This is a genomic window from Pseudomonadota bacterium (assembly GCA_039196715.1).
In the GTDB taxonomy this organism is placed as follows: Bacteria; Pseudomonadota; Gammaproteobacteria; order CALCKW01; family CALCKW01; genus CALCKW01.
In genome coordinates, this window is the sequence record JBCCUP010000002.1 from 19,362 (window position 1) to 45,509 (window position 26,148).

29 protein-coding genes are annotated in these 26,148 nt (G+C 66.1%); 15 read left to right on the forward strand and 14 right to left on the reverse strand.

The features are described from left to right. The first annotated feature begins 34 nt into the window (after positions 1-34). From AAGA11_01325 to AAGA11_01335, 3 genes are all read left to right on the forward strand, one after another. The gene (locus AAGA11_01325) at positions 35-910 is read left to right on the forward strand and encodes a MurR/RpiR family transcriptional regulator (GenBank protein ID MEM9601476.1); all 876 of its coding nucleotides are present in this window, start codon (positions 35-37) and stop codon (positions 908-910) included. Positions 911-1,210: 300 nt separating this feature from the next. After that, positions 1,211-2,611, forward strand: coding sequence for a selenium-binding protein SBP56-related protein (locus AAGA11_01330; GenBank protein ID MEM9601477.1), 1,401 nt, complete (start codon positions 1,211-1,213; stop codon positions 2,609-2,611). Between the two features lie 19 nt (positions 2,612-2,630). Continuing rightward, a complete protein-coding gene (locus AAGA11_01335) occupies positions 2,631-3,290 on the forward strand; it encodes a hypothetical protein (protein MEM9601478.1) in 660 nt (219 codons plus the stop codon). Between the two features lie 75 nt (positions 3,291-3,365). On the opposite strand, the gene AAGA11_01340 is transcribed toward AAGA11_01335, so the two are convergent. From AAGA11_01340 to AAGA11_01355, 4 genes are all read right to left on the reverse strand, one after another. Then, complete coding sequence (locus AAGA11_01340) at positions 3,366-3,719, reverse strand: DUF3391 domain-containing protein (GenBank protein MEM9601479.1); 354 nt, start codon at positions 3,717-3,719, stop codon at positions 3,366-3,368. A gap of 337 nt (positions 3,720-4,056) precedes the next feature. Further along, positions 4,057-4,257 (reverse strand): hypothetical protein, encoded by a 201-nt coding sequence (locus AAGA11_01345; GenBank protein MEM9601480.1) that lies wholly within the window; start codon positions 4,255-4,257, stop codon positions 4,057-4,059. Positions 4,258-4,356: 99 nt separating this feature from the next. Then, positions 4,357-5,223, reverse strand: a complete 867-nt coding sequence (locus AAGA11_01350; GenBank protein ID MEM9601481.1) for an acyl-CoA thioesterase domain-containing protein — start codon at positions 5,221-5,223, stop codon at positions 4,357-4,359. A 48-nt stretch (positions 5,224-5,271) separates the two neighbouring features. Continuing rightward, positions 5,272-5,814 (reverse strand): 8-oxo-dGTP diphosphatase, encoded by a 543-nt coding sequence (locus AAGA11_01355; protein ID MEM9601482.1) that lies wholly within the window; start codon positions 5,812-5,814, stop codon positions 5,272-5,274. 171 nt (positions 5,815-5,985) lie between these two features. On the opposite strand from AAGA11_01355, the gene AAGA11_01360 reads away from it, so the two are divergent. Next, positions 5,986-6,633: a hypothetical protein gene (locus tag AAGA11_01360; protein MEM9601483.1), complete on the forward strand. Its 648-nt coding sequence runs from the start codon at positions 5,986-5,988 to the stop codon at positions 6,631-6,633. A 7-nt stretch (positions 6,634-6,640) separates the two neighbouring features. Here AAGA11_01360 and AAGA11_01365 read toward each other — a convergent pair whose 3' ends face one another. From AAGA11_01365 to AAGA11_01380, 4 genes are all read right to left on the reverse strand, one after another. Continuing rightward, positions 6,641-7,231 (reverse strand): histidine phosphatase family protein, encoded by a 591-nt coding sequence (locus tag AAGA11_01365; GenBank protein ID MEM9601484.1) that lies wholly within the window; start codon positions 7,229-7,231, stop codon positions 6,641-6,643. Between the two features lie 8 nt (positions 7,232-7,239). Then, positions 7,240-7,983, reverse strand: a complete 744-nt coding sequence (cobS, locus tag AAGA11_01370) for an adenosylcobinamide-GDP ribazoletransferase (GenBank protein MEM9601485.1) — start codon at positions 7,981-7,983, stop codon at positions 7,240-7,242. A 2-nt stretch (positions 7,984-7,985) separates the two neighbouring features. After that, a complete protein-coding gene (locus AAGA11_01375) occupies positions 7,986-8,408 on the reverse strand; it encodes a rhodanese-like domain-containing protein (GenBank protein MEM9601486.1) in 423 nt (140 codons plus the stop codon). An 80-nt stretch (positions 8,409-8,488) separates the two neighbouring features. Then, the gene (locus tag AAGA11_01380; GenBank protein MEM9601487.1) at positions 8,489-8,956 is read right to left on the reverse strand and encodes a Spy/CpxP family protein refolding chaperone; all 468 of its coding nucleotides are present in this window, start codon (positions 8,954-8,956) and stop codon (positions 8,489-8,491) included. A gap of 99 nt (positions 8,957-9,055) precedes the next feature. On the opposite strand from AAGA11_01380, the gene AAGA11_01385 reads away from it, so the two are divergent. Further along, positions 9,056-9,550 carry a hypothetical protein gene (locus AAGA11_01385; protein ID MEM9601488.1) on the forward strand — a complete coding sequence of 165 codons (495 nt, stop codon included), beginning with the start codon at positions 9,056-9,058 and terminating at the stop codon, positions 9,548-9,550. A gap of 6 nt (positions 9,551-9,556) precedes the next feature. On the opposite strand, the gene AAGA11_01390 is transcribed toward AAGA11_01385, so the two are convergent. Further along, a complete protein-coding gene (locus AAGA11_01390; protein MEM9601489.1) occupies positions 9,557-10,918 on the reverse strand; it encodes an ATP-binding protein in 1,362 nt (453 codons plus the stop codon). Next, a complete protein-coding gene (locus AAGA11_01395) occupies positions 10,915-11,616 on the reverse strand; it encodes a response regulator transcription factor (protein MEM9601490.1) in 702 nt (233 codons plus the stop codon). Before AAGA11_01395 ends, AAGA11_01390 begins: the two co-directional genes overlap by 4 nt. Positions 11,617-11,774: 158 nt before the next feature. Between AAGA11_01395 and AAGA11_01400 the strand changes: the two genes are divergently transcribed. From AAGA11_01400 to AAGA11_01440, 9 genes are all read left to right on the forward strand, one after another. Then, on the forward strand, positions 11,775-12,671 hold the full coding sequence (locus AAGA11_01400) for an ABC transporter ATP-binding protein (GenBank protein ID MEM9601491.1): 897 nt from the start codon (positions 11,775-11,777) through the stop codon (positions 12,669-12,671). Next, the gene (locus AAGA11_01405) at positions 12,671-13,684 is read left to right on the forward strand and encodes an ABC transporter permease (GenBank protein MEM9601492.1); all 1,014 of its coding nucleotides are present in this window, start codon (positions 12,671-12,673) and stop codon (positions 13,682-13,684) included. The genes AAGA11_01400 and AAGA11_01405 overlap by 1 nt, the downstream gene beginning before the upstream one ends. A 150-nt stretch (positions 13,685-13,834) precedes the next feature. Then, entirely contained in the window at positions 13,835-14,116 is a 282-nt protein-coding gene (locus AAGA11_01410) for a hypothetical protein (protein MEM9601493.1), read from the forward strand. Positions 14,117-14,224: 108 nt separating this feature from the next. Next, positions 14,225-14,845 carry a guanylate kinase gene (gene gmk, locus AAGA11_01415; protein MEM9601494.1) on the forward strand — a complete coding sequence of 207 codons (621 nt, stop codon included), beginning with the start codon at positions 14,225-14,227 and terminating at the stop codon, positions 14,843-14,845. 70 nt (positions 14,846-14,915) lie between these two features. Then, positions 14,916-15,176, forward strand: coding sequence for a DNA-directed RNA polymerase subunit omega (gene rpoZ, locus AAGA11_01420; GenBank protein ID MEM9601495.1), 261 nt, complete (start codon positions 14,916-14,918; stop codon positions 15,174-15,176). A gap of 128 nt (positions 15,177-15,304) precedes the next feature. Next, complete coding sequence (locus AAGA11_01425) at positions 15,305-17,458, forward strand: bifunctional (p)ppGpp synthetase/guanosine-3',5'-bis(diphosphate) 3'-pyrophosphohydrolase (protein MEM9601496.1); 2,154 nt, start codon at positions 15,305-15,307, stop codon at positions 17,456-17,458. Positions 17,459-17,540: 82 nt separating this feature from the next. After that, complete coding sequence (locus AAGA11_01430) at positions 17,541-17,927, forward strand: RidA family protein (GenBank protein MEM9601497.1); 387 nt, start codon at positions 17,541-17,543, stop codon at positions 17,925-17,927. Positions 17,928-17,935: 8 nt separating this feature from the next. Next, positions 17,936-20,032: an ATP-dependent DNA helicase RecG gene (recG, locus tag AAGA11_01435; protein ID MEM9601498.1), complete on the forward strand. Its 2,097-nt coding sequence runs from the start codon at positions 17,936-17,938 to the stop codon at positions 20,030-20,032. A gap of 601 nt (positions 20,033-20,633) precedes the next feature. Beyond that, entirely contained in the window at positions 20,634-21,743 is a 1,110-nt protein-coding gene (locus AAGA11_01440) for a helix-turn-helix transcriptional regulator (protein ID MEM9601499.1), read from the forward strand. A gap of 111 nt (positions 21,744-21,854) precedes the next feature. On the opposite strand, the gene yghU is transcribed toward AAGA11_01440, so the two are convergent. Continuing rightward, entirely contained in the window at positions 21,855-22,688 is an 834-nt protein-coding gene (yghU, locus tag AAGA11_01445; GenBank protein MEM9601500.1) for a glutathione-dependent disulfide-bond oxidoreductase, read from the reverse strand. 60 nt (positions 22,689-22,748) lie between these two features. Continuing rightward, positions 22,749-23,843, reverse strand: a complete 1,095-nt coding sequence (locus AAGA11_01450) for an L-dopachrome tautomerase-related protein (protein ID MEM9601501.1) — start codon at positions 23,841-23,843, stop codon at positions 22,749-22,751. A 104-nt stretch (positions 23,844-23,947) separates the two neighbouring features. Between AAGA11_01450 and AAGA11_01455 the strand changes: the two genes are divergently transcribed. After that, positions 23,948-24,820, forward strand: coding sequence for a LysR family transcriptional regulator (locus AAGA11_01455; protein ID MEM9601502.1), 873 nt, complete (start codon positions 23,948-23,950; stop codon positions 24,818-24,820). Positions 24,821-24,893: 73 nt separating this feature from the next. Here AAGA11_01455 and AAGA11_01460 read toward each other — a convergent pair whose 3' ends face one another. Then, entirely contained in the window at positions 24,894-25,319 is a 426-nt protein-coding gene (locus tag AAGA11_01460; protein MEM9601503.1) for a BLUF domain-containing protein, read from the reverse strand. A 285-nt stretch (positions 25,320-25,604) separates the two neighbouring features. Then, positions 25,605-26,021: a DUF2852 domain-containing protein gene (locus AAGA11_01465; GenBank protein MEM9601504.1), complete on the reverse strand. Its 417-nt coding sequence runs from the start codon at positions 26,019-26,021 to the stop codon at positions 25,605-25,607. Between the last annotated feature and the right edge of the window lie 127 nt (positions 26,022-26,148).

The window sequence follows — 26,148 nt, forward strand, 5'->3', positions numbered from 1 at the left end:
ACAATGCGTTTCAGGCTGGGATAGCGTTGGCCGGATGACCGACGACCCGACCGATAACACGATTGCCGAGAAGCTCCAGCAGAACCGCGACGCGCTGACCCGCGCGGAGCGCCAGCTCAGCGACGTGATCCTGCAGAACTACCCGGCCTCCGGGCTCGGCACCATCACCACCCTTGCGGCGGCGGCCGAGGTGTCGACCCCGACGGTCGCGCGGCTGGTCCAGAAGCTCGGCTTCGCGGGCTTCCCGGCGTTTCAGCGCAGCCTGCGTTCCGAACTCAACGAGAAGATCTCGAGCCCGCTGACAAAACGGGAGAAGTGGGTCGACGACGCCCCCGAGGAACACCTGCTCAACCGCTTCACCAAGGCGGTGATCGACAACATCGGTCAATCGATGGCCAAGGTTGACCCCGACGACTTCGAGACCGCCTGCACCATGCTCGGCGACCCGGAGCGTCGGGTGTTCGTCGTGGGTGGCCGCATCACGCGCACACTGGCCGACTATTTCTACCTGCACTTCCAGGTGATTCGGCGCGACGTGGTGCATATCGCCTCGAATTCCAATGCCTGGCCCCACTACGTGCTCGATTTCAAACCGGGGGACGTGGTCGTGGTGTTCGACATCCGTCGTTACGAAAACAGCACGCTCAAGCTGGCGGAGTTGGCGCGCGAGTGCGGCGTCGAAATCGTGCTGTTCACCGACCAGTGGATGTCTCCGATCGCACAACACGCCACCGTGTGCTTCACGAGCCAGATCACCGCGCCCTCGGCCTGGGATTCGAACATCGCCACGATGCTGCTGTCCGAGATCGTGATCGCCGAAGTCGAGGAGCGCAACTGGGACACCACGCGCGACCGCATGGAAGCGCTCGAGGACATGTTCGACCGCACGCGCTTCTTCCGGAAATTCTGAGCGCGGGCACGCCTGACGCAGCGGGGTGAACGGGGCCAACGCGGTCGCGAGCTGCAACAGGACGGGCGACACACCGGGTGGGTGCGACGCGGTCAGTATGGCGACCGTCGGGGCGTTTCCGGGCACGGCCATGTCATAGGCATGCGATCCAATCCCGTGCTGACGGACAGGGGGACGCAGTTGCGGGCACCGGAGCGGCTTTGCATACTGCACTTCAGTGCCTAACATCGCCGGGAACGCACCTATGCTGCAGCCCCGTCGACGAGGAGGCCACCACCGCACACGACGCAGGATCGCTCGATGAACCTCAGACCAGACCCCACCTTCTACGCCTCGCCGAAGCTCGCCATGCAGGCCCCAGCCGAGAACTACGGCTTCACGATCATGCTGAGCCCGGACGGCAAGAAGGGCGACGGCATCGCGGTGGTGGACCTCAATCCGGACTCGCCGAAATACGGCAAGATCGTGCACAAAGTGATCGTGCCGACCAAGGGCGACGAGTTTCACCACTTCGGTTGGAACGCCTGCTCCTCGGCACTCTCGCCGATGTCGGGCCACGCCTTCCTCGAGCGCCGCTACCTGATCGTGCCCGGCATCCGCTCGTCGCGCGTGTACATCTTCGACGTCAAGGAGCCGCTGAAAGCGAAGATCCACAAGGTCATCGAACCCGAGGAAATCTTTGCCAAGACCGGCTACTCGCGGCCGCACACCATCCACTGCGGACCGGAGGGCATCTACGTGTCGACGCTCGGCGGCGGCGGCGAGGACGGCACCGACGGCCCGCCGGGCATCTTCATCATGGACTGCGAGACCTTCGAAGTCATCGGCCGCTACGAGATGGACCGTGGCAAGCAGGACAAGCACTACGACTTCTGGTGGAACCTGCCCCAGGACTACATGGTGAGTTCCGAATGGGGTCTGCCGCCGCAGTTCGAGGACGGCGTGGTGCCGGACGACCTGTTGTCCAACCAGTACGGCCACTCGATCCATTTCTGGGACCTGCGTGCGCGCAAGAACATCCAGACGATCGATTTCGGCGAGAACCACCAGATGGCGCTCGAGATCCGGCCGGCGCACGACCCGACCAAGGCCTACGGCTTTTGCGGTGTGGTGGTCGACACCACCAACTTGCAGGGGGCCATCTTCACCTGGTGGCGCGACGCCAAGGGCAAGTGGAAGGCGAAGAAAACCATCACCATCGACCCCGTGCCGGCCGACCCGGACGACCTGCCGCCGCTGCTCAAGGGATTCGGCGCTGTGCCGCCGCTGGTCACCGACATCGACCTGAGCATGGACGACAAGTACCTCTACGTCGCCTGTTGGGGCCTCGGCGAGATGCACCAGTACGACGTCTCCGACCCGATGAAACCGAAGCTCGCCGGCAAGGTGGAAATCGGCGGCATCGTCGCCAAGCACAAGCACCCGAACGGCAAGGACTTCATGTACGGCCCGCAGATGGTGGAAATCAGCCGCGACGGCAAGCGCGTGTACTGGACCAACTCGCTCTACTCCACCTGGGACGACCAGTTCTACCCGGATGACGAGGGCGGGCAGATGGTCATGGCCAACGTCGGCGAAGACGGCTCGTTTGCGCTGGACAAAACGTTTTACATCAACTTCCCGAAGGGCTACCGCAGCCACCAGATCCGCCTCGAGGGCGGCGATTGCTCCACGGACAGCTTCTGCTACCCCTCCGTCTGACGGCGCGCGCGTCTGACGGATGACTGAACCGACGACGGTGGTGGCCCTCTGGTGGGCCGTCCTCTTTTCGGGCGTCTACCACGGCATCAACCCGGGCATGGGGTGGCCGTTGAGCGTCACGGCTGCGCTCATGGAACAAAAGGCCCGGGCCCTGCCGCGCGCGCTGGCGCTGCTCGCCTTCGGCCACCTGCTCGCCATGCTGGCGATCCTGCTGCCGTTCTCGATGCTGGCGGTGCTGGTGCAGTGGGAGGATACGATCCGCGTTGGCGCCGGCCTGATCGTGATCGGGATGGGGGTGTATCTTGTGATCAACCGCCGACACCCGCGCTTACTCGCGCGCGTGCACCCGACGCGGCTCGCGCTCTGGTCCTTTCTCGCCGCGATGGCGCACGGCGCGGGCCTGATGCTGGTGCCGATCTACCTCGGTCTGTGTGCGGCGGAGGAACTTGACGCCGGCCACAAAGCGGCGTTTTCACTGATGAACGGGACGGTGGGCACGGCACTCACCGTGGCGGTGGCGCACACGCTTGCGATGACGGCCTCGGGCGGGGTGATTGCGGTGATCATCTACCGCTGGTTGGGGCTGCAGTTTCTCTCCAAGACCTGGTTCAACCTCGACCTGGTCTGGGCGCTGAGCCTGATTGCGGTCGGCGTGTTCGGCATCTACGCCGCGCACTGACGGCCGGCCGACGGGGGCGGTCGCAAGCAGATTCGACCGCCGTGACAGCCGGCGCGAAGGCCGGCGTTGGCCGGGTCAGAGAATCCGGTTGCCCGGCACCTTGTCCCACCCGAAGGCCGATTCCTCCGGCGCATTGCCCCAGTCGAAGGACGAGGTCTGCGGGTCCCAGGTGCGGTTGACCGTGCGCTTGAACTGGAGCTGGCTGGTGCTCGCGCCCTCGCGCTCGACGTACACGTACTTGCAGATGTCGCGCAGCGCGTCGATGTCCTTGCGGTGCTTGATCTTGAAGGCGTGGCCGGGTGCGCCGTCCTCGCCCCAGGGGCGATCGAGGGCCACCACTTTCATGCCGATGCCGAGCCCGATAATCGGCATCCGGTCGGCCTCAACGCCTTCGATGAACAATTCGGATTCTTGTGCGTGACTCTTCATTTCGATCTGTCTCTGCTTCGGTTTTGAGACAGTCTGCCCATTTGCCCCAAGACCGTGTGTGACGCGGTTAACATTTTGGCTTTCCGGGTCGAAAAACGGGAAACCGGCCCGTTCCAGCGGCCAAAAATCAGACGCTTATCGCAACATGCGCCGTGTTCACACCCCAACGCTGGGGGTTTTGTGACCGGTCTGGCACCGCGTCGACCCGATCATGACCCTGTGCCAAGCCGCCGCACACACCGCGGGACGTCCCCACAGGCGACGCGCACCGTCGAAGCGCGGCTTTTTTTGGTACGAATGGACGGGACACAGCCCGGCTGGCGCGGGTGAGGGGCGCTCAGAAGCGCCCGGCCCGAAGCACCTCGCAATCGCCGAAGCTGACGCTGCCGATGTGCCGCTCGACCACCTGAAAGGCCGCGTCGAGCAGGGCGTCGAGGCGCGCTGCCCGCACCACGCAGACGATGGCCACCGTGCCACCCACCGAGAGCCCCACGACCGTCGCCGCCACAAAGCCGGCGAGCGCGCTGAGCAGAGTCATCACCGCGCCAAAAGCAATCAACCCGGGCCGCATGTCGCGCGCGCTGGACCGCAAACGGACCGCGAGGTCAGCGTCAGTCAGGACAGCTGAGCCACCGACTCAGGGCGTCGGCGCTGCGCTCGGGCGCAGCTGCAACACGCCCTCCTGCGCGAGGCTCGCGAGCAGCACACCCTCGGTGTCGAAGATGTCCGCGCTGGCGTGCGCGCGACCGTGGCTGAGCAGGCGTGCACGGTAGTCGAATCGCATCCAGTCGCGCATCGAGAACGGCCGGTGCAGCCACAAGGCGTGATCCAGACTTGCAATTTTCAGGTTCGGGTCAGCCAGCCAGTGGCCGGTCAGGCGAAGCGCGGTCGGCAACAGGAAGAAATCCGACAACCACCCGAACAACGCCGCGTGGGCCGCCGCATCCTGGCTCGCTTCGCCGAGCCAGCGGAACCACATGGTGTTCTCGGCCGAGCGGATCCCGGTGATCACGCCGGAGGGCTCGCCGCGGATCTCGAACGCCGACAGGGGGTGCCCGGCGCTGCCGTCGCGGCGACGAAACGGAAAGGCCACGGCGTCGAAGTCGATTGCCGGCAGCGCGGCCGGGGGCGGGCAGTCGGGCGCGGTGAGCGCTTGTATCTCGAGGTGATCGGCGAACGTGTGAAAACTGCAGATGCCGGAGAACAACAGGGCGTCGTCCTGGTAGGCCTGGACGCGACGCGCGCTGAAGTTACCGCCGTCCCGAAGCCGGTTGACCGCGTAGCGGATCGCCTTGTCGCGTTGGCCCGCGCGCATGAAGTACGCGTGCATGGAGTGCAAGGCACGGCCGTCCACGCACTGGGCCGACGCCGAAATGGCCTGGCCGATCAGTTGGCCACCGTAGGTGTTCGGGGCGCCGAAGTCGTCGGGCTGACCGGTGAACGCGTCGGTGTCGAGCGCATCGAGCCGAAGGGTGCGAGCAAGCGCCTCCGCAGGGGAACGCATAGTGTGCGGGCGGTGTCGGTGAGCGGCGCATGATAACACCGCCGTTTTTCAGCGATAGCTCAGGTGGTAGGACAGCAAGGTGTCGCTGTCAAAGTCGAGCGCGCCGTCGACACGGGCGCCGGCGAGCACGCGGTCGAGCCACAACCGGTCGTCGGCCCACATCCGATCGAAGGGAATGGCATCGCGCTCGCACCAGAACGGATCGGCCTCGTCGGTCGGGTGCGGGCTACCCTCGACATCCGAGCTCACGAACACGAACACACGCAGGCGGTAGCCGTCGGCGAAGGCAAAGCGCAGCTCACCCCGCGCCGACACCGCGCCGACGATCAGGCCGGTCTCTTCCGCCACCTCGCGCCGCGCGCAGTCGGCTGCAGACTCGCCGGGCTCGAGCTTGCCGCCCGGCCCGTTGACCTTGCCCGCCCCGAGCCCGCGCTTCTTCTCGATCAACAGGACCTGACTGCCGCGCAGGCAGAACACCAGCGTGGCGAGGTCGTCTGCGGGCCAATCGGACGCGAGCCGCCCGGACGCGGGCCGCCCGGACGCGGGCCGCTCGTCTTGCTGACCACCGAGCTCACCGCCGTGTGGACACATGGACACTCCAGTTTCCGGTCACCTGGCCGACACACGTCCTTGGACGTGTGCACAGCCACTGCTTGTCAAATTGGCAACACGGCGCCATCAAGGCACCGTATAATCGCGCCGCATTCGAGACGGTTCCGTTGTCACACACGTTTTACAGCGCCAGAAAATAATAACAACAACATGGCTTATTCCCCTGCTTTGGCCCGCCGCCTGCGGCTCGGCCTGATCGGCGACGGTGCCGGTCCACTCGACACGCACCAGCTCGGCGCCGCCAGCGCCTTTCGCACCCTGCCCGACGGCGAGATCGTGCGACAGGTTCCGGGCGGCGGTGCCGGTACGGTGACGAGTGCAGCCCTGACCCGCATCCTGCCCAACCACCGACACGCGCTGGTGTTCGATGCGCAACTCGCGCCGGGCGGCGAGACCACTGCGGACACCCTGGCCGAAGCGACGCTCTGGCTGCTCAATCAGGGTGTGGACATGGTGCTCTTCTGCCTCGGCACCGAACACACCAACCCGGCCCTGAACGCCTCGCTCGAGCGCTGCCACAGTGTGGGCGTCAGCTTGCTCGCCGGCGTCACGTCCACGTGGCCGGCGAGCCACACCGCGGTGTTGGGCGTGGCGGCACAACCGCACCAACACGGCGGCCTGCACTGGGTCGGTGGCGACGCCTGCAGCGTGCTGCACGGCGAGACGGCGGACCCGGCGGCTGCGATCGGCGATGTCGCAAGCCTGGCGCTCAGTGGCGTGGCCAAAGGCCTCTCAGCCGACGCCCTGGCGGACCATGTCCGCGCCGCGTGCCAACGCACCGAGCGCCGCGCCGGCTGAACCGCCGCTAGGGCACCCCGAAGTCACTGCGATCGGCGGTGACACTGCGTGGCTGCCCGTCGTACCACTCGATCGTGTGTACGTGCGCGAGCGAACAGGGCCGGTCGAACGCTTCGCTCAGGGGGCGTTCAAAGATCACGCACAACAGGGCGCGGATGGTCCCGCTGTGCGAAAACACCACGGTCGGCGACGCCGGCGCGCGCTGGAAATCGGCTAGCCAACTCGCCGCGCGCTCGGCGACATCCGGGTAGGACTCCCCGCCCGGCACGCGCGCCTCGTACCACCGCTCACCCCACCGCTTGGCATCGACGGCGTGGCTCGCCTCGACCTCGGACCAGACCTTGCCCTCCCAGGCACCGAAATGCATCTCGCGCAGCCGTGCGTCGGTGGCCAGTTGCTGGCCGAAGCGTGCACACAGGGGAGCAGCCGACTGCCGCGTGCGAAGCAGATCGCTGGCGACGATCTGCGCAGGCGCGGCACCGGACCAGGTCGAGGCCAGCGCGGCGACGTCGGCATGCCCCTTGGTTGAGAGCGCGACGTCGGTGTGGCCGATCAGCGCGCCTTCGCCCTCGGCTTTCTCGCCGTGGCGTACGAGCACGAGCCGGGTCATCGTTGGATCAACACGGTCAGCAACACCGCCACCTCAACCACGACGACCACGGCGCCGAAACCGTCGCCGGTGATGCCCCCGAGCCGTTGGCGAAAATACCCCCACGCCGCCACCGACACCGCCGCCGCCACGAGCAACGGCACCAGACCGTCAAACAGCGCGGCGATGAGCAGGGTGAGCGCAGCAAACACCGCCAATGTGCTCGGTGCGTGCGGCGCCATGAACGGCGAGCCGGCGCCCTGGTCTCGCAGGTACGGCAGCGTGGTCATCAGCGGCAGCACGCTTGCGCGCGCGAGGCTGTGCGCCAGCACGAGTGCCACCGGCGCGGCCCCGCCGCCGAGCGCAGCGAGCAGGGCGATGCGCAGCGACAGCGCCAGCACCAACGCGACCACACCGTAACTGCCCACCCGGCTGTCGCGCATGATCTCGAGGCTGTGTTCGCGGTCGCGCCCGCCGCCGATACCGTCGGCGGTGTCGGCCAAGCCGTCCTCGTGGATCGCTCCGGTGACCAGGACCGTCACGAGCACCGCGGCGACCGCGGCAACCGTCGGGTGTGTCTGGTCGACCATCAACCAGAACACGCCCGCCCCGAAGGCGCCCACCACCGCGCCCACAAGCGGAAACCACGCGACGCTGGGCGGCACCCACTCCGCGCTGAAGCCGACCCACCGCGGCGCCGGCAAGCGGGTCAGGAAAGTCTGCGCGGTGAAATAGTGCCGCGCCGCATCGCGTGGGCCCACGGTCAGCGGCTGAGTGCTTCGGTGTCGCCGCCCGCCTCGGTCCAGGCCGTGAACCCACCCTCGAGGTGGCAGACGTTGTCGAGCCCCATGTCCTGCAGCGTCTTGGTGGCCAGCGCCGACCGCCAGGCGGAGGCGCAGTAGAGGATGAGCTTGTCACCTGATGCGAACACCTCACGGTGGTACGGGCTCTCGGGGTCGACCCAGAACTCCAACATGCCGCGGGGGGCGTGAACCGCGCCGGTGATCTTGCCGAGTTTCTGCAACTCGCGGATGTCACGGATGTCGACAAAGCGCACGCCGTCCTGGCCCAACAGCGCCCGGGCATCGGCGACGCTGAGGGTTTCGATTTCAGCGTTGGCCTCTCGCACCAGTTCCGCAGCAGTCTTTTTCACAGCGCCTTCCGTCGTGTTTGGTCGATGCGCCATGATAGCGCGCCCGACACAAAAAAAAGCCCGGGCAGGGCCCGGGCAAGTCGGAGAGGGTGTCAGGCACGCCGCGACGCGGTCTACTCGCCGTCGTGGCCACGCTTGTGGTGACGGCCCCAGCGCTTGGCTCTGCTCAGCATCTGGTCGAACTCCGCCTGCTGCTCGTCGCTCAGTACCGCTGACATGTCGAGGCGCGCCTGGCCGAGCTGTGTGACGATCGCACGGGCATGCTGGGCTGCGGTTTCGGCGAGCTCGGCCACCTCGGCGTTGTAGTCAGCCGAGGCCGGGTCGAGATCGATCAACGCGGTGCGACCGGCCATCATGTCTTCGCGCGCCGCCCGCATCACCGGCACGGCCTGCTCGACGATACCGCGCACCTCGGCCTGCTGGGTGTCATCGAGGTCGAGGCGCTTGCTGAAGCGCTCCACGGCGCGGTCGGGGTTGAACATCCGGTGGTGTCCACCGCCGCCGGCTACGGCGTAGGCCGAGAACGCGGCTCCGGCCAACAAGGTCAGGCCACCAACTGATGCGAGAAAGGTCTTGATCATGGTTGGAACTCCCGTTCCGTTGAGGTTCGACTACAGTATCGACACCCCGGCGTCAGCGTGTGTCAGGCGCCTGTAAAGCTTTGTAAAAGGACCCGAACCGTGAAAAAACACGTGGCGATCGCGCTGCTGGCCACGACACTGGCAACGCCGACGCTGGCCGACGAGTGGGTGCTCGGGGCCTCGCTCGGCCTGATGCAACCTGGCGGCGAAAGCGGTGACACCACACCGGCCTTCACCGGCAGCGTTTCACTGGGCCTCGAGTTCCTGAACCTCGGTGTGATGGACATTGGTGCCACGTTTGAATACACGGAGGGATTGAGTGACGCCGAAGTGGCCAACCGCGACACCGCGGTCTCGGCCAAGGCGGCCTGGCTGACCGCCCGCACGCTCGGCCCGCTGTACGTGATCGCGCGCACCGGGTACATCGAGCTGGACTTCGACCCGGCGACTGCCGGCAACACCGACGACCGCGAGCGCGCGTTGAGCGTAGGCCTCGGTTTCAGCGTCGGGCTGCGCTCCGAAATCCTCTACACCCGTGTCGACCACGACCAGGGCGACGCCACCCACTGGCTGGGACTGCACTGGGCATTCTGACGCGGCTCAGCTGGGTCCGAGTGGCAGGCTGACGCTGACCTCCAGACCGCCCCCCTCGAGGTTGCGCGCGCGGAGGGTGCCACCGTGGCGCGCCACCGCCTCCTTCGATATGGCAAGCCCGACACCGTGACCACCGGTGCTGGTTTCACGCGCACCGTCGACCCGATAAAACGCCTCGAACAGGCGTTCGAGTTTGCTCTCTTCGACACCGGGACCGCGGTCCGATACCGTCACGGTGACCTGTTGGCCCAACTGTGCCACGTGCAAAGTCACCGCACTGCCCTCCGGCGCGTAGCGCATGGCGTTGCGCACGATGTTCTCGAACGCACTGGCGAGCTTCTCGCGATCACCGCGCAACCGCGCCGCTTGCGCGGTCAGGCGCAGGTGGACGTCCTTGTCAGCGAACTCGAACTCTGCGTTGGAACCGACGTCTTCAAGCAACGGCACCAGGTCAACCGGCTCGAGGTTCAGGGTGTCCGCTCCGCTTTGCAGGCGTGACAGCGACAACACCTGACCGATCAGGCTGTCGAGCCGCTCGAGCTCGGCTTCCATGCGGCCGAGCATGGCCGGCCCCTTTTCCGGCTCGTCCTGCGCCAGGGTCAGGGCGACCTGCAAGCGCGCGAGCGGCGTGCGCAGTTCGTGCGACACGTCCCGGAGCAGCTGCTGTTGCGAGCCGAGCAAGCCGTCAACCCGTTCGGCCATGCGGTTGAACTCGGACCCGAGCTGACCCACAGCGTCCTGCCGTCCAGCCACGCTGAGCGGTACCCGTGCTTGCAAATCGCCTTCCGCCAATTGCTTGGTGCTTCGACTCAGGACACGAAGGGGCCGCGTCAGCATCCAGGCGATCCAGGCGCTCGCCAGCACCAGTGTGAGCAAGGCGAACACGACGCCCAGCGGCCGAGCCATGCGCCAGACACTGCGCACGTTCGGGATCAGGATGATCTGGTAGCCGTGGGCACCGTCGCTGAATTCGGCGTAGACGTAGCGTTGCACGCGGCGTTCGAGCTCCTCCGGGTGGTGTTCGCGCGCGTGCTCGAGTTGCCGCATCAACCAGCGTGGCGGTGACAGGCCCACCGGCCGTTTGTCGCGCAACACCACAAGGACAATGCCCTCTTGCCGCAGCATCTGGCTCTGCAGGCCGCGCACCGACTGGGTTTGTACCGCACGCTCGACGCGGCTCTCGAGGTTGCCAAGGTCGCGGTCGTAGAGGTCCTCCCAGACGTTGTCGAGCAACACCCAGAACAGCGCGCCGCTGAGTGCCACGGCCACGATCGCCGAGGCACCGATGGCGAGAAAGACCCGCAGGAACACGCCGTTGCGCGCGAGCAGCTGCCGCAGCCGTCCGCGTTCCGGCGCGGGTGCGCTCACGCGCCACCCGCGTTCGGTGCGTACAGGTAGCCCTGTCCCCGGACAGTCTTGATCCGCGTGGTGCCGTCGGCGTACTCGCCGAGTTTCTTGCGCAGGTTGCTCACGTGCATGTCCGTGCTGCGGTCGTACAGCGCGAGCTTGCGTCCGAGCGCGGCCTCGCACAACACCGACTTGGTGACGACCTCGCCCACGTGTTGCATCAGCACGATCAACACGTTGAACTCCGTGCTGGTCAGCACCAGCGGCGCGCCGGCGAGGCGCGCGCTGCGAGTGGCCGGGTCGAGCGTCACGTCGGCCACCGTGACCACCGCGTTGGCGTCGGCGCTGGGTTCCTCGGCCTGCGCACGGCGCAGGATGGCACGCACGCGCGCAGCCAATTCACGCGGGTTGCAGGGCTTGGGCAGGTAGTCGTCCGCGCCCATCTCCAGCCCGACAATGCGGTCGATGTCGTCACCGCGCGCAGTCAGCATGATGATCGGCACCTGCGAGTGCTGGCGGATCTCGCGCAGCGCCTCGAAGCCGTCGAGCTCGGGCATCATGACATCGAGCACCACGAGGTCGACGCCGCCCGAGGCCACCGCCTCGACCGCGGCACGGCCGTTGCCGACCACGTTGACCGCGAACCCCTGACTCTCCAGGAACTCCCGCAACAACTCGGACAACACCGCATCGTCGTCTGCCAGCAACAACGTGGCCATGGGGTTCCTCGCTCATCGAATCCGTGTGTCGACACGGCGCAACCACTACACTGCGTTGACCGCGCCACCGACGCACAGAGTAGCAAAGGCGTGTGCATGCGCCGCGCCAGGCCGCGTTCCGGCAGCCGCTGCACGCTCACCTGTGCAGGAGAACCCCCGTGACCCCCACGCCCGAGGCTCTGATGCAAACCCGCGCGCTGCACATGCGCTTCGGCGAGGTGCACGCCGTGCGCGGGGTCGACCTCGACATCGGCACCGGGACCTGCTTCGGCCTGCTCGGACCAAACGGTGCCGGCAAGACCACGACCATCGAGTGCATGGAGGGTATCAAGGTGCCCACCGAGGGGTCGGTGCGCTACCGCGGTGCGCCGCTCGGGCCGACCTTCGCCGAGGACGCCGGCATCATGTTCCAGCAGACCGCACTGCAGGAATTCGTCACCGCCGGTGAGATGCTGACGATGTTCGGCCGACTGTACCAGCGGACCACGCCACTTGACCCGCTGATCGAAGCCTGCCAGTTGCACGATCTGCTCAAGCGCGAGCCGAAAAAACTCTCCGGCGGCCAACGCCAGCGCCTGTTGCTTGCCATCGCCCTGATCAACGACCCCACGATCCTCTTTCTCGACGAACCCACAACCGGCCTCGATCCGCAGGCGCGGCGAAACCTCTGGGCGCTGATCAACCGGATCAAATCGGAGGGGGTCACGATTGTGATGACCACCCACTACATGGACGAAGCGCACGCGCTGTGCGACCAGATCGCGATCATGGATCACGGTCGGGTGATCGCGCAGGACACGCCGGACGCCCTGCTCGCGACCACCTTTGACGACGTGATCATGCAACTGCCGACGGCCGATTGGCCCGACGGTGTCGATGTGCCAGAGCTGCACTTGACACGCGGTGACGACCACGTGCAACTGCTCACGCGCGACGTCAACGCCAGCATTGCCGAGCTGCTGCAACACGGTGTGCCGCTGCGCAACCTGCGAATCCGCTCGCGCAACCTCGAGGACCTGTTCATCGAGCTCACCGGGCGGGAGCTGCGCAACTGATGTTTCACTTCCGGCGCTTCTACGCGATTCTGGTGGCCCGCAACCTCGAGTTCGTCCGCGACTACGCGTCGCTCGGGTGGGGGCTGGTCTTCCCGATCTTCATCGTGGTCGGCTTTGCCTTCATCTTCAACAACCAGCAACCGCTGTACACCGTCGGCAGCCTCGGGCCCGGCGACGTCGACGCCACCGCGCTCCTGGGCCTCGATGACGAGCTCGTCGACATCACGCCGCAACACGACCGCGACGCCGCGATCCGCAAGGTCGAGCGCCACGGGCTCGACCTGCTGGTCGAACCGTCGGCGGGGCGCTACTGGATCAACCCGAGTTCGCCAAACGGCATCGTGCTGGAGAAGGTGCTCAAGGCCGAGGGCAGTATGGAGTCGCTCTCTCGCCTGCCGGTCAGCGGCGAGGCACTTCGGTACGTGGACTGGGCGCTGCCCGGGGTACTCGCGATGAACATCATGTTTGCCGCGCTCTACGGCATCGGCTTCGTGATCGTCCGTTACCGCAAGATGGGCGTGCTCAAGCGCCTGCTGGCGACGCCGGTCAGCGCGGTGGAGTTCCTCTCGGCCCAACTGGTATCGCGGCTGCTGTTGATTCTGGTGGTCAACACCATCCTGTTTGTCGGCCTGTGGATCACCGTCAATTTCCGCATGGAGGGCAGCGCCCTGTTGCTGTTGCTGGTGTTCGCCGTCGGCTCGACCTCGCTGATCGCGATGGGCCTGCTGATCGCTGCCCGCATCAGCTCGGAAGAGCTCGCCAACGGCCTGCTCAACCTCGCAACCTGGCCGATGATGCTGCTCAGCGAGGTCTGGTTCAGCATGGACGACGCCGCCCCGTGGCTGCAGCGCGTGGCCGATGCCTTGCCGTTGACACACATGACCCGCAGCGCACGCGCCATCATGCTCGACGCCGCAACGTTCACCGACGTGTTGCCGAGCCTGCTCTACCTCGGCGGCGTCACCACGGTCCTGCTGCTGATCGGCGCCGCCCTCTTCCGCTGGGAAACCTGAGCGCCCCAGTCTGACCCATTTGGGCCAGACCCACGTCGAATCGCGCACGACAGCCTTGCGCGCACACCGACCCGGCGCAGTCTTTGCTGAGCCTCTTCCAGACGCGCGGCCACACAGGCGATTTTGGCGTCCTCAACCTTCGAGAAGAAGATGGCTACACACTCGCACGATCTGCGTGCCTGGCTGCACCAGGGCACGCGCAGCTGGCACCTGCTCGCGGTGCCCACCACCCTGGTCATTGCCATTGTCTTGCTGACCCAGGGCAAGAGCCAGGCACTGTCCCCCCGCACCGAAGCGCTGACCGCCTACAGTGCGGACGCCCCGCTGCTGTCGGACAACTCGACCGACCGCGTGACCCTGATCTACCACGACACCGGGCGCCCGAAGCCGGGCACACCGTCCACCGCAGGCGAGCAGCCGACCTCACCCTGACCGCGACACCGCACCCGGTGGCCCACAGCGCAGCCCAGACGCACAGAGGGCTACACCTCGGGGAGCGAAGTCGGCACACTTAGCGCGGTTCCCGTTCAGCAGGCCGCCATGTCTGGTCACCTCTTCATCGTCACCGCCCCGTCAGGTGCCGGCAAAACCAGCCTGGTCTCGCGGCTGCTGCGGGACACAGCGAACATCCGCCTGTCGGTGTCGCACACCACGCGCGCACGCCGCGACGGCGAAGTCGACGGTGTGCACTACCACTTCGTCGACACCGCCACCTTCGATGCGCTGCGGGAACAGGATGCCTTCCTCGAATCGGCCGACGTCTTTGGCAACCAGTACGGCACCAGCCACGCCGCCGTCGCAGCGGTGACCGAGACCGGCGACGACGTGGTGCTCGAGATCGACTGCCAGGGCGCCGCCCAGGTCCGGGCGCGGCACCCGTCGGCCACCAGTGTGTTCATCCTGCCGCCGTCACGTGCCACGCTGCTGGCCCGCCTCACCGGCCGGGCCTCGGACAGTGCGGAAGCAATCGCGCGGCGCACCGCGGACGCGATTGCCGAAATGCGCCAGCACGGCGACGCCGACTACCTGATCATCAACGACGATTTCGACACCGCCTTCACCGAGTTGCAGGCCATCGTCCTGGCCGAACGCTGCCGACACGGCCGGCAAGCCACCCGGCACGCTGCGCTGATCGCCGACCTGGTTCAGGGCGACACCTGACACCACATTGACACTCTGACCGTCTGTGACATAATGTCGGGTTCGCAATTCAACCCTGCCGGTACCCCACATGGCCCGTGTCACCATCGAAGACTGCCTCGAGCACGTCGACAACCGCTTTGACCTCGTGGTCACGGCTGCGCGGCGCGCGCGGCACATCGCCATGGGCGGCGAGGCGCTGGTTGAAGCGGACGGCGACAAACCGACCGTCACGGCGTTGCGCGAAGTGGCCGACGGCCTGGTCACCGAAGACGTGCTGGCGATGGCCATCGAGCACCGTCCGGCCCCGGTCGCACCGATCATCCGCGACGAGGACGCCCGCGAGTTCTGATCGCGGTCCGAACAGCCCCCCACGCACGCGCGGCCGCGTGCGCCGTGCGCGCGACAGCACACGGAATTTTGACGCCGAGACGTTGTAAGCTCTGGGTAGAGACACCGACCCGAGCCCGTTGAGCGCGCATGGCCGACCTGCCACTCCCCCTGGACAACCCGCACGGCGACACCGAGTTCCACATCACGGACCTCTGCCGCATGGTGGAGTCGCGTTTCAGTGGGGCCGAAGTGCAGCGGATCTACCAGGCCTACCTGCTCGCGGCCGAGGCCCACGACGGACAACGGCGCCAGTCCGGCGAAGCCTACATCACGCACCCGCTCGCGGTCGCGCGCATCGTCGCCGACGACATGCGCATGGACTCGCACGCGATCATGGCGGCCCTGTTGCACGACGTGCTCGAAGACACGCCAGTGACCTACCTGCAGCTCGCCGAGCAGTTCGGCGACGAGGTCGCGCAACTCGTTGAGGGCCTGAGCAAGCTCACCAACCTCGAGGGCTCCAAGGCCGAGGCGCAAGCCGAGAATTTCCGCAAGATGCTGCTCGCGATGGTCAGCGACATCCGCGTCATCGTGATCAAGCTCGCCGACCGCTTGCACAACATGCGCACCCTCGGCGCCGTGGGCCTCGCCAAACGCCGGCGCATCGCACGCGAAACGCTGGAGGTGTTTGCCCCGATCGCCCACCGCCTGGGCATCACCAGCATCAAGAACGAGCTCGAGGACCTCGGCTTCGCAGCACTCTACCCGCACCGCTACAACACCCTGCGGGCCGCGGTCGAGAAAGCGCGCGGCAACCGCTCCGAGCTCGTCTCGAAAATCGAAATACAGTCGCGTGCAGTGCTCGAGGAAATGGGCCTCAACGCGGACGTGTTCGGGCGCGAGAAGCACCTCTACAGCCTGTTCCTGAAGATGCGCAACAAGCAGATGTCTTTCGGGGACGTCTACGACATGTTCGCGATACGGGTGATTGTCGACTCGGTCGACGATTGCTACCGGGCACTCGGGCGCCTGCACAACCTCTACAAGCCGGTCGAGCGTTCGTTCAAGGACCACATCGCGATCCCGAAGAACAACGGCTACCAGAGTTTGCACACTGTCATGCAAACCAACACCGGCGTGCCGGTTGAGGCGCAGATCCGCACACGCGATATGGACCGCATGGCGCAAGACGGCATCGCCGCGCACTGGAAATACAAGACCGGAGAGAAAGACACACCCACGCATGCCCAGGAGTGGCTGCAACAGGTGCTTGAGCTGCAAAAAAGCGCGTCCGACACGCTCGAATTCTACGAGAGCGCCAAACACGATCTGGTGCACAAGGAGATCTACGTCTTCTCGCCAAAGGGCCGTATCTTCCGCCTGCCGATGAACGCAACGCCGGTGGATTTCGCCTACGCCGTGCACTCCGACATCGGCAACCAGTGCCGGGCCGCGCGCGTCGACCGACGCATGATGCCGTTGAGCACACAATTGTCATCCGGGCAGACGGTCGAGATCTACACGCACGAATTCGCGTCGCCGAGCCCCATGTGGCTGGACTTCGTCGTGACCGCACGCGCGCGGCACGCCATCCGCCACTACCTGCGCACCATGGACGACGAGAAAGCCCTGCTGTTCGGACGCCGCCTGATCATGCGCGCACTCGCCGCACTCGGCGGCGCACTGGACGCCGTGACCGACGACAACCTGCAGCGGGTACTGCGGAAATTCAACCACGGCGACCTGGACGCGCTGTTGCTCAACCTCGGTATCGGCAACCATATCCCGAGCGACATTGCCGCCCAGTTGCTCGGCGAGGACACCGACCCCGCACCGGCCCAGCAACAGACCACGCCACTGCTGGTCGACGGACCCGAGGGCTCGGTTGTGAGCATGGCGCGCTGCTGTCTGCCGATACCGGGTGACAACATCCAGGGTGTGATCAGTGCCGGACACGGGGTTGTCGTCCACCGCGCCGGCTGCCGCAACGTGCTCAAACGCAGCCGAAACCGCAGCTCGGACTGGGTGCCGGTGCAGTGGTCGTCGCACACCACTGCCGAGTTCACCACCCACCTGTGGGTGGCGATGCGCAACCAACCGGGCTCGCTCGCGCGCGTCGCCGACACCATTTCGCGGCTCACAGCCAACATCGAGAACATCAGCTTCTCGAACAGCCACGACAGCCTGACCGACATCCAGTTCACCCTCACAGTGCGCGACCGCAAGCACATGGCCCGTCTCATTCGCCAGATCCGCAACCTGCGCGTCGTCGAGCGGGTTCGCCGCGAACCGTTGAGCTGACACGGCGCACAAAACGACCCGGCGGCGCGGTCGAACCCGGCTGCTATCATGCGGCGCTCACACCCCCGTTGGAACGCGCCCCATGGCCAAACACATCATCGCCACCGACCAGGCTCCGTCTGCGATTGGCGCCTACTCACAAGCCGTTCGCACCGGCAACACCGTCTACATCTCCGGTCAGATTCCGCTGGACCCGGCGAGCATGACGGTGGTTGAAGGCGGCATCGACGCGCAGATCCGCCGCGTGTTCGACAACCTCAAGGCCGTCTGCGAGGCCGCCGGTGGCGACCTGTCCCAGGTCGTCAAACTGACGGTCTACCTGACCGACCTCGCCAACTTTCCGGCGGTGAACGACATCATGGCCGAGTACATCGAGCAGCCCTACCCTGCGCGGGCAGCCGTCGGCATCTCTGCGCTGCCCAAGGGCGTGGACGTGGAGATCGAAGGCATCCTCGTCCTCGACGCCTGAGCCCAGGCATGGCCCGTGCTGCCCAGGCCCTGCATGACGTGCCGGTCACCGCACTGCGCGGGATCGGCCCCGCTGCGGCAGAAAAACTGGCAGGGCTCGGCATCCGCTCGGTCCAGGACATCCTCTTCCAATTGCCAAGCCGGTACCAGGACCGAACGCGGATCACACCGTTGGCCGCACTGCATCCGGGCCTGCACACCCAGGTCGAAGTCGAGGTGGCCGGCAACGAGGTCGCATTCGGCCGGCGGCGCTCGTTGTTGGTCACCACCAGTGACGGGTCCGGAGGCCGCCTGACCCTGCGTTTCTTCCATTTCAGCCAGACGCAAAAGGCGCGGCTGGAACGCGGCGCGCGGTTGCGCTGCTTCGGCGAGGCCCGGCGCGGACCGCGTGGCCTGGAGATGGTGCACCCGGAATACCAGCACGTCGGCGACGACGACGACACGCTCGACGACCGCCTGACCCCGGTCTACCCGAGCACCGAGGGCATGCACCAGGCGACCTGGCGCAAACTCAGCGACCAGGCACTGACTCTGCTCGACGCAGGCGCGGACGTACACGACCTGCTGGCCGACGTGCCCACCGGCGACCTCGACCTGCCGTCGCTGCACGAGGCACTGCGCACCCTGCACCGCCCCGCCCAGGACACCGATATCGCCGCGCTGCTTGACGGCAGCCACCCGGCGCGCAAACGGCTCGCCTTCGAGGAGCTGCTGACGCACCGCCTGGCGATGCTCAACCTGCGCGACCGGGCGCGCTCGCGCGGGGCCCCGACGCTCGACGCCGCCGGGCACGTGCGCGCGGCCTTGATCGAGCGGCTGCCGTTCGAGCCGACCCGCGCACAGCACCGCGTGATCGCCGAGATCGTCGCCGACATCGCCGAGCCCCACCCGATGCAGCGTTTGGTGCAAGGCGACGTCGGGTCGGGCAAAACCGTGGTGGCGGCCGCCGCCGCCGCGCAAGCGATCGAGAGCGGCGTCCAGGTGGCCCTGATGGCACCGACAGAGTTGTTGGCCGAACAGCACTTCCACAACTTCGACGCCTGGTTCAGCCCGCTCGGCATCTCGGTCGGGTGGCTGTCCGGCAAGCAAAGCGCTCCGCAGCGGCGTGCCAGCCAGTCGGACATCGCTAGCGGCCACACCGACATCGCCGTCGGCACGCACGCGTTGTTTCAGGACGACGTGCGCTTCGACAACCTCGGCCTGATCGTCATCGACGAACAACACCGCTTTGGCGTGGCACAACGGCAAGCCCTGCGTGACAAAGGGCCCCACGCCGACGCCGTGCCGCACCAGCTGATCATGACCGCGACACCCATCCCGCGCACCCTGGCGATGACCTCGTGCGCGGACCTCGATTACTCCGTGATCGACGAGCTGCCGCCCGGCAGAACACCGGTCACCACCGTGGCGGTGTCGACCAAGCGCCGCGGCGACGTGGTGCAACGGGTCGCCGCCGCGCTGTCCGAGGGCCGGCAGGCGTACTGGGTCTGCACCTTGATCGAGGAATCCGAATCGCTCGCCGCGGAGGCAGCCGAGAACACCAGCATTGCGTTGGCCGACGCCCTCGAACCCCACACGGTCGGGCTCGTGCACGGCCGCCTGAAAGCGGTCGAGAAAGAAACGCGCATGCAGGCGTTCAAACAGGGCGTGACCGGTCTGCTCGTGGCCACCACGGTGATCGAAGTCGGCGTCGACGTGCCGAACGCCTCGCTCATGATCATCGAGAACCCCGAGCGACTCGGTCTCGCCCAACTGCACCAGCTGCGGGGCCGTGTCGGCCGCGGCAGCGCCGAGAGCACCTGCGTGCTGTTGTACAGCCCACCGTTGGCCGACACCGCCCGCGAGCGTCTGCAGGTGCTGCGGGACACCAACGACGGGTTTGAAATCGCCGAGAAGGACCTGCTGCTGCGCGGATCGGGTGAGATCTTCGGCACCCGCCAGACCGGCGACCTGGCGTTCCGCGTGGCCGACCTCGGCCTCGACCGTGCGCTGCTGCCGGACGTGGCCCAGGCCACCACGGCGCTGCGCAGCGCACACCGCCGCCGCATTCCCCGCCTGCTCGCCCGCTGGCTCGGCGAGGCCGCCGACCGCTACGCCAGCGTCTGAACCGCGGACCGGTGGCGACCGACCGGCCATTGCAACGTTGCCACCCTGACCGAGCCGAAACCGGCCCCAACCTGACCCCAACCGGGCAGCAACACGCCTGGTGGCAGTCGCTTTGGACGCTGAAGTCGTGAACTTATCGTGAAATAAAAAGAAATTACGTGAAATTTATAGCTGTTTAGTCCGTTTCAGCGTGATTTTTTTCCGATTGTCAACAGCCTGGATGGACTGTGTTCACGCGCACAATCGGCCCAACTTCGCCCGGTCGACTGCGCTTGCCAAGCCGTTTTCTTTAATGAATACAATGACCTGAAAGTCCATCCCGCCGGAGGCAGCGGTGCCATCAGGCCTCTGCCTGATCGGGCCTTGGCCAGATTCTGATCGGCACGTCATTTTTTACTCACATTATGTCACCACAGCCGATTCCCCATTACCCAAATGGGTTACCCCGCTATGGCCATGATGAATCAAATTGCTTTGCACTAGGATGGATTTCACGCCAACGCCAAATGTCAAGTAACGACTTGGCAAGGCGGTTGGGCGGCTTCTCGGGACACGCGTCCTCGCGCCAGACAAGGCTTTGACAAGGGAGAGGTTCATCAGCATGGATCAACAACGCCTGCTTAACACTGCGTACACCACCCCCAGCACAGGGGACATTCAACCGCTGCTGAGTGCGCTGTGCGATGCGACGCGCCAGGAGCGCGCCACCTACGGCGAGTACCACGCAGCCGACACCCTGCCCCAGTCGTTCATGTCAATCGGCGTGGACGAGGATGAGTCCAGGGAGTTTCTCTCATCCCACCACCGCCACAACGTGTGGCGCCACTACCGCAACGCGAGCACCCTGCTCAACACCAACCTGTTTGTCGCCAGCCGCGACGTCAGTGCAAACGACCGCCGTGACACCGCGTGGTACCAGAGCTTCATGCCGCGCCACCACATGGCCGATGCGCTCAGCATCTGCTCTCAGCGCGACCACGCCTCGCACGTCGCCCTAACGGTGATCAGCGAGACCGGTCAGGGCACCTTCGAGGCTGACACCCTGGCGGCGCTGGACGGCATCTACCCACAGCTCAGCCAGGCGTTGGCGCTGTTCAGGCGCATGCGCGGGATCACCCTGCAACGGCAGTTCTACGAGACCACCAGTTGCTCCAAGCAACAGGCGCACGTGCTGTTGGACAACTTCGGCCGCATCGTCGAGTGCACCGACAACGCGCTTGACCTGCTGCGGGAGGGCGACGGCATCCACACCGAAGACGGCTACCTGCGTCTCGACGACTCGGCCCTCGACCAGCGCTACAGGTCCAGTTTCAAGCAGACCCTCGAAGCCCTCAACGGCCGTGCCATGCCGACGCCCATCGCGGTCGACCGGCCGAGCGGTGACATGCCCTACGTGCTGGATTTCTGCCCCTGGGTGCTGCACGAGTCCTCGGCAGCGGACAAACAGGTGCACGTGCTGATCACCCTGTTTTCACCCGACAAGAAACCGGACCTGCGAGACGAGCTGGTGCAAGCGGCCTACGGCCTGTCGTGTGCGGAAACACGCGTGGTGCGGGCGCTGGTCAACGGCATGGACCTCAAGGAAATCGCCGAGGCCAACCACATCACCGTGTACACGGTCCGGAACCACCTGAAATCCGTGTTCGCCAAGACCGGCTTCAAGCGTCAGGGCGAACTGATCGGGAAGCTCGTCAATTTCATTGCCGAGTGACGGCAGACTGGTGTTTTCAGGGATGAGAACGGTGGGCGAGGCGGCGGGACGCCGATTGCAAGGTTATCTCTATATTACAGGCCATGGACGGCCCCTCGCCCGCCACTTTTTTCAATCGCCGAAGTCAGCCGCACTGTGCCGTTCGGGCACGGCGCCCTCTCCCTCGGTGCGGTTCACACGTTTCCCACGCTGCACTGCGGGCCGCGCAGCGACTGCCTCGGCCCACCGCCGTACGTGCGGGTACTCCCGAACTGAAAGAAAGGCACCGGCGTCGTAGATCGTGTTGAGCACCAGCGCACCAAACCAGGGCCAGATCGCGATGTCGGCGATACCGTACTGCGAGCCGCCGACGTAGTCGGCCTGCGCCAGACGCTGGTCGAGCACGTCGAGCAGACGCTTGGTTTCCATCGTGTAGCGGTTGATCGCGTATTCGATCTTGATTGGGGCGTACTTGTAAAAATGCCCGAAGCCGCCACCGACAAAGGGTGCTGCGCCCTGCAACCAGAACAGCCAGTTCAGCGCCTCCGTTCGGCCGGCGGGGTCCGCCGGCAGGAAGGCCTCGAAGCGATCAGCCAGGTACAACAGGATTGCGCCGGACTCGAACACCCGCACGCCACGCTCGACGTCGAACAGGGCCGGGATCTTCGAGTTCGGGTTGAGCTCGACAAAGCCACTGCCGAACTGCTCACCGTCGCCGATGCGGACCAGGAAGGCATCGTACTCCGCCCCCGGCACGCCGTGCTCGAGCAGCTCCTCGAGCAGGATGGTGACCTTCTGACCGTTCGGCGTGCCCAGCGAATACAACTGCAGGGGGTGCTCACCGCGCGGCAGCACCATGTCCGTCTGGGCCCCCGCGGTCGGTCGGTTGATCGACGCCCAGGTGCCGCCACTGGCGTCATCCCAGGTCCAGACGGCAGGGGGCGTGTACGGGTCGTTCTCTGACATGCTGTTGACTCCTGACACGAGTGGACTCGCGTCGATGAAAGGCGGGCGGGGGTGTCGAGCTTAGCGGCCGCTGACGGCCCCTCCAAGTGCGGGAAACCGCACGATCTTGAATTGCCCCGTGGTTGCCAGGGTGCCACCGTTCAGCACGGGGCTGCGGTGCAGCTCGTTGACCGTCGCGTAGACGTGACCGTCGACCCCCATCGCAAAGCCGTCCGGCCAGGGCAACGCGTCAGCGGACTGGTACAACACGCTGTACTCGCCACTCGGCCGCACCACACCAATGGCATCGTCGGCCATGGCCGTTATGTACACGTTGCCGTCGGCATCGACGGTGGAGCCGTCCGAGATGGGTTTGTCGCCGTAGCGCTCCACCCGCTCGAGCAACTGAGACGGGCCCAACGCGGCGTCGTTCAGGTCGGCCGTGCGCACCCGGTACATCGACGTGCCGCTCATCGGGGCGAAATAGACCCAGGTGTTGGTGGGGTCGACCGTGATCGGGTTGACACCGATGCGCGCCGGCTGGCCCCCGAGCTCGATCGTGCGACCGTCGATGACCATGTCGATGTCCTCGGGAACCGTGTAGTGGCTCCCCTCGAGCACGCGCCGGGCGCGGCCGGTGTCGAGGTCCAGCACAATCAGCGCGGAATTGCGTCCATCACCGGTGTCCGAGATGTAGACGGCGTTGTGCTCCAGGTCGACGGCCAGGTCATTGAGGAACGAGCTCGCGCGCGTCACCGGCGCCGCCAGGTAGTGCACGCTGTGCAACGATTCAGACCGGGTGTCCCAGGCGACGACACGCCCCGCCCGCGCCTCGGACTGACCGTCGAGCATCCACAGCACCCCGTTGCGGTCGGCTCGCAGCCCGAGCACACCGTTCAGGCCGGGGCCGTCCCCGCTCGGCGCAGCGGACCACGCGGCGTCGGGGTAGGGCTGCACGGCACCGTCGGCCAGCACCTCGACCACGCGCAGCGGCTGACCGTAGAACTCGTGAACGCTCATGAACATCCGACCGTCCGGGCCGATGGCCAGGTTGCCGGGTGGGTGCGCCGCCCCGAAGGTGGCGACGATTTCGAACCCGGTGGCAACAGCGGGGCCGGCCGACACAGTCAGCCCCAAGGCCATTGCGTGCAGCCAGGATCGGGCGTTTTTCGACATGGGGACGTCCTCGGTTGGTTGACGTCTCACACCGTATTATTCGAACATATCTAAAACAACGCGGTATTTCTGAAAGCTGCATTCGATATTTTCAAATGTACAGTGTGGATGACCTCAGCACCTTCGTGACCGTCGCGCACCGCGGGGGCATCACCGCGGCAGCCCAGCAACTGGGTATCTCACCGGCGACCACAAGCCACCGCATTGCGAAGTTGGAGCGCGCCCTGCGGCTGACCCTGTTCCACCGCAACAGCCGCAGTTTCCAGCTGACCGACGAAGGGCAACGCTACCTCGACCGCATCGAGCCGGTGCTCGACGACCTGGCGGCGGCGCGCGACGACGCGGGCGGCACCCGCACGGCCTTGCGCGGCCACCTGCGCGTGACACTGTCCCCGTGGATACTGTCGCGCTACATCCTGCCCGCGCTGGCCCCGTTCAAACGCGCGCACCCCGAACTGAGCCTCGAGTTTCTCGCCGTCGACCGCTTCGTCTCGCTGGTCGAGGAGGGCCAGGATTGCGCTGTGCGGGTGGGCCAACTGAAAGACAGCGGGTTGTTGGCGCGGCGCATCGCCGACAACGAGCGGGTGCTCTGCGCCGCGCCGTCGTACCTTGCCGATGCCGGCGCGCCCACCGACATCGACACGCTCGACGCGCACAGCTGGGTGTGCCTGCCTTGGCAAATGCGCTTGCCGCTTCGCACCCCGCTCGGTGGCGAGCGCCCGTTCACTGCCACGCGCAATATCCTCGTCTCGAACTCGGACATGCTGACCGATGCAGCCGTCAACGGGCTCGGCATCGCCATCAAATCGCGGCTCGCGGTCCAGGACGAGCTGCGCGACGGCCGTCTGGTCGAAGTCCTGCCGGGCGCGCTGGCCGCCGCCGACGCCCCGATCTGGTTTGTCAGTGCACCGGAGTCGCGCGCGGGCCTGAAGAACCGCGCGTTCGGCGGCTTTGTGGCAAGCCGGTTTCAGACCTGACGCTCGGACGGTCAGGCCCTGTCGGTCGCCGCCATGTCCTCAGACCAGCCGGCCTCCGCCGAGCGCCCCATCCTCAGTGCCAGCGCCCCCCTTTGAAGGCGTCGAGCAGCGTCTTGGCTCGCCCCTCCTCGAGCTCGAGAAACGACTTGCCCTGGGAGAAGAAGTCGTTCATGCCGTCGATCTGCGCCAGCTCCTCGCGTGAGACCCGTGGGTAGCCCATCGACCAGCTGCCAAAGCTGCGTTCCGAGATCGGCTCGACGATCAACTTGATCACACCCTGGTGTCGCGGATCGCGCTCAAGCCGTTTGTAGAGCCGCTCGACCACTTCGCGATCGCCCTCGAGCACTTGAAAAAACGCCCCCGATTCGTACAGCAGCATGCCGGTCACGTCGATCGCCGCGTTGTTCACCCGACTCTGCTCGAGCAACGCGTCAAGCGCGCTGGCCGTGAGCTCCCCATCGACCGATTTGCTGCAGTAGATGCACTGAATCATGTCCATCCGACACCTCCGAACACAAAAAGACACCGGTGTGTGAGGACCGATCGAGGTCAGTGGACGCTTCGACACCCGATCCCTGACCGGGGCTGGGGCTGGGTGCAACGCGCTGCGCCAGGTCGGTGCCTCACAGCGCGCGGCCGCGCGGTGTCGCCCGGGCAGGCGAGCGCGCGACGCGGTTTCAGGGACGGTATCGGCCGTCAGCCAGATTATTTGAGTGCATATAAAGAAACCGGTGAATCTGCCGCGGCCGGTACCCGAGCGGGGCCGGCCGGGTGCGGTCGGCGGTCAGCCGTTGCCGCCGTCGACCACCGGCGCACTCGCCATGAAGCGGTTGAATTCGTCTTCGTCCTGGCGGCGTTTGGCGTCGGCGCGAAACGTGGCGAAGCGGCGCGCGCGTTCTTCGATTTCCGCCTTGATCTCACGGATGCGGTCGTACTGTGTCTCCTGGTACTCGTTGAAGACGACGTTGTCGTGGTCGGCGCCGCTGTCTTCGCCGCGCCGGGCGACCTTCGACCAGACGCCGCGGACGGCGGCCGGGAAGTCGCGGACATCGCGACCGGTGATGTTCCAGTAGAGCAGCACGAGCCCCACCGGCCAGAACAACACAAAGCCAACCACCATGGCGGCGATGTTGCGGCCACTCCAGTTGCCCTTTTGGCCCGAGAAAGCACAGTGGGTCTGTTTGGCGTTCGTGTGAGTCATATTCGGTTCCTCATGTGGTCAAAGCGGTGCCCAACGGTGTTCACGGGCGGCTTCGATCCGAGTTAATGTAAACACCGTTCACATAAAGGTACGACCCACACGGCCAAAAATCAAGGGGGTGGCAGAA

What these genes read in the sequence shown, in the direction of transcription:
- yghU (MEM9601500.1), bottom strand. Translation starts at nt 22,688, where the DNA reads ATGTCAGAGAACGACCCGTACACGCCCCCTGCCGTCTGGACCTGGGAT.
- AAGA11_01345 (MEM9601480.1), bottom strand. Translation starts at nt 4,257, where the DNA reads ATGACTCTGCTCAGCGCGCTCGCCGGCTTTGTGGCGGCGACGGTCGTG.
- AAGA11_01350 (MEM9601481.1), bottom strand. Translation starts at nt 5,223, where the DNA reads ATGCGTTCCCCTGCGGAGGCGCTTGCTCGCACCCTTCGGCTCGATGCG.
- AAGA11_01465 (MEM9601504.1), bottom strand. Translation starts at nt 26,021, where the DNA reads ATGACTCACACGAACGCCAAACAGACCCACTGTGCTTTCTCGGGCCAA.
- rpoZ (MEM9601495.1), top strand. Translation starts at nt 14,916, where the DNA reads ATGGCCCGTGTCACCATCGAAGACTGCCTCGAGCACGTCGACAACCGC.
- AAGA11_01440 (MEM9601499.1), top strand. Translation starts at nt 20,634, where the DNA reads ATGGATCAACAACGCCTGCTTAACACTGCGTACACCACCCCCAGCACA.
- AAGA11_01395 (MEM9601490.1), bottom strand. Translation starts at nt 11,616, where the DNA reads ATGGCCACGTTGTTGCTGGCAGACGACGATGCGGTGTTGTCCGAGTTG.
- AAGA11_01325 (MEM9601476.1), top strand. Translation starts at nt 35, where the DNA reads ATGACCGACGACCCGACCGATAACACGATTGCCGAGAAGCTCCAGCAG.
- AAGA11_01340 (MEM9601479.1), bottom strand. Translation starts at nt 3,719, where the DNA reads ATGAAGAGTCACGCACAAGAATCCGAATTGTTCATCGAAGGCGTTGAG.
- AAGA11_01380 (MEM9601487.1), bottom strand. Translation starts at nt 8,956, where the DNA reads ATGATCAAGACCTTTCTCGCATCAGTTGGTGGCCTGACCTTGTTGGCC.
- AAGA11_01335 (MEM9601478.1), top strand. Translation starts at nt 2,631, where the DNA reads ATGACTGAACCGACGACGGTGGTGGCCCTCTGGTGGGCCGTCCTCTTT.
- AAGA11_01460 (MEM9601503.1), bottom strand. Translation starts at nt 25,319, where the DNA reads ATGGACATGATTCAGTGCATCTACTGCAGCAAATCGGTCGATGGGGAG.
- AAGA11_01360 (MEM9601483.1), top strand. Translation starts at nt 5,986, where the DNA reads ATGGCTTATTCCCCTGCTTTGGCCCGCCGCCTGCGGCTCGGCCTGATC.
- AAGA11_01375 (MEM9601486.1), bottom strand. Translation starts at nt 8,408, where the DNA reads ATGGCGCATCGACCAAACACGACGGAAGGCGCTGTGAAAAAGACTGCT.
- AAGA11_01405 (MEM9601492.1), top strand. Translation starts at nt 12,671, where the DNA reads ATGTTTCACTTCCGGCGCTTCTACGCGATTCTGGTGGCCCGCAACCTC.
- AAGA11_01430 (MEM9601497.1), top strand. Translation starts at nt 17,541, where the DNA reads ATGGCCAAACACATCATCGCCACCGACCAGGCTCCGTCTGCGATTGGC.
- gmk (MEM9601494.1), top strand. Translation starts at nt 14,225, where the DNA reads ATGTCTGGTCACCTCTTCATCGTCACCGCCCCGTCAGGTGCCGGCAAA.
- AAGA11_01410 (MEM9601493.1), top strand. Translation starts at nt 13,835, where the DNA reads ATGGCTACACACTCGCACGATCTGCGTGCCTGGCTGCACCAGGGCACG.
- recG (MEM9601498.1), top strand. Translation starts at nt 17,936, where the DNA reads ATGGCCCGTGCTGCCCAGGCCCTGCATGACGTGCCGGTCACCGCACTG.
- AAGA11_01425 (MEM9601496.1), top strand. Translation starts at nt 15,305, where the DNA reads ATGGCCGACCTGCCACTCCCCCTGGACAACCCGCACGGCGACACCGAG.
- AAGA11_01355 (MEM9601482.1), bottom strand. Translation starts at nt 5,814, where the DNA reads ATGTGTCCACACGGCGGTGAGCTCGGTGGTCAGCAAGACGAGCGGCCC.
- AAGA11_01330 (MEM9601477.1), top strand. Translation starts at nt 1,211, where the DNA reads ATGAACCTCAGACCAGACCCCACCTTCTACGCCTCGCCGAAGCTCGCC.
- AAGA11_01450 (MEM9601501.1), bottom strand. Translation starts at nt 23,843, where the DNA reads ATGTCGAAAAACGCCCGATCCTGGCTGCACGCAATGGCCTTGGGGCTG.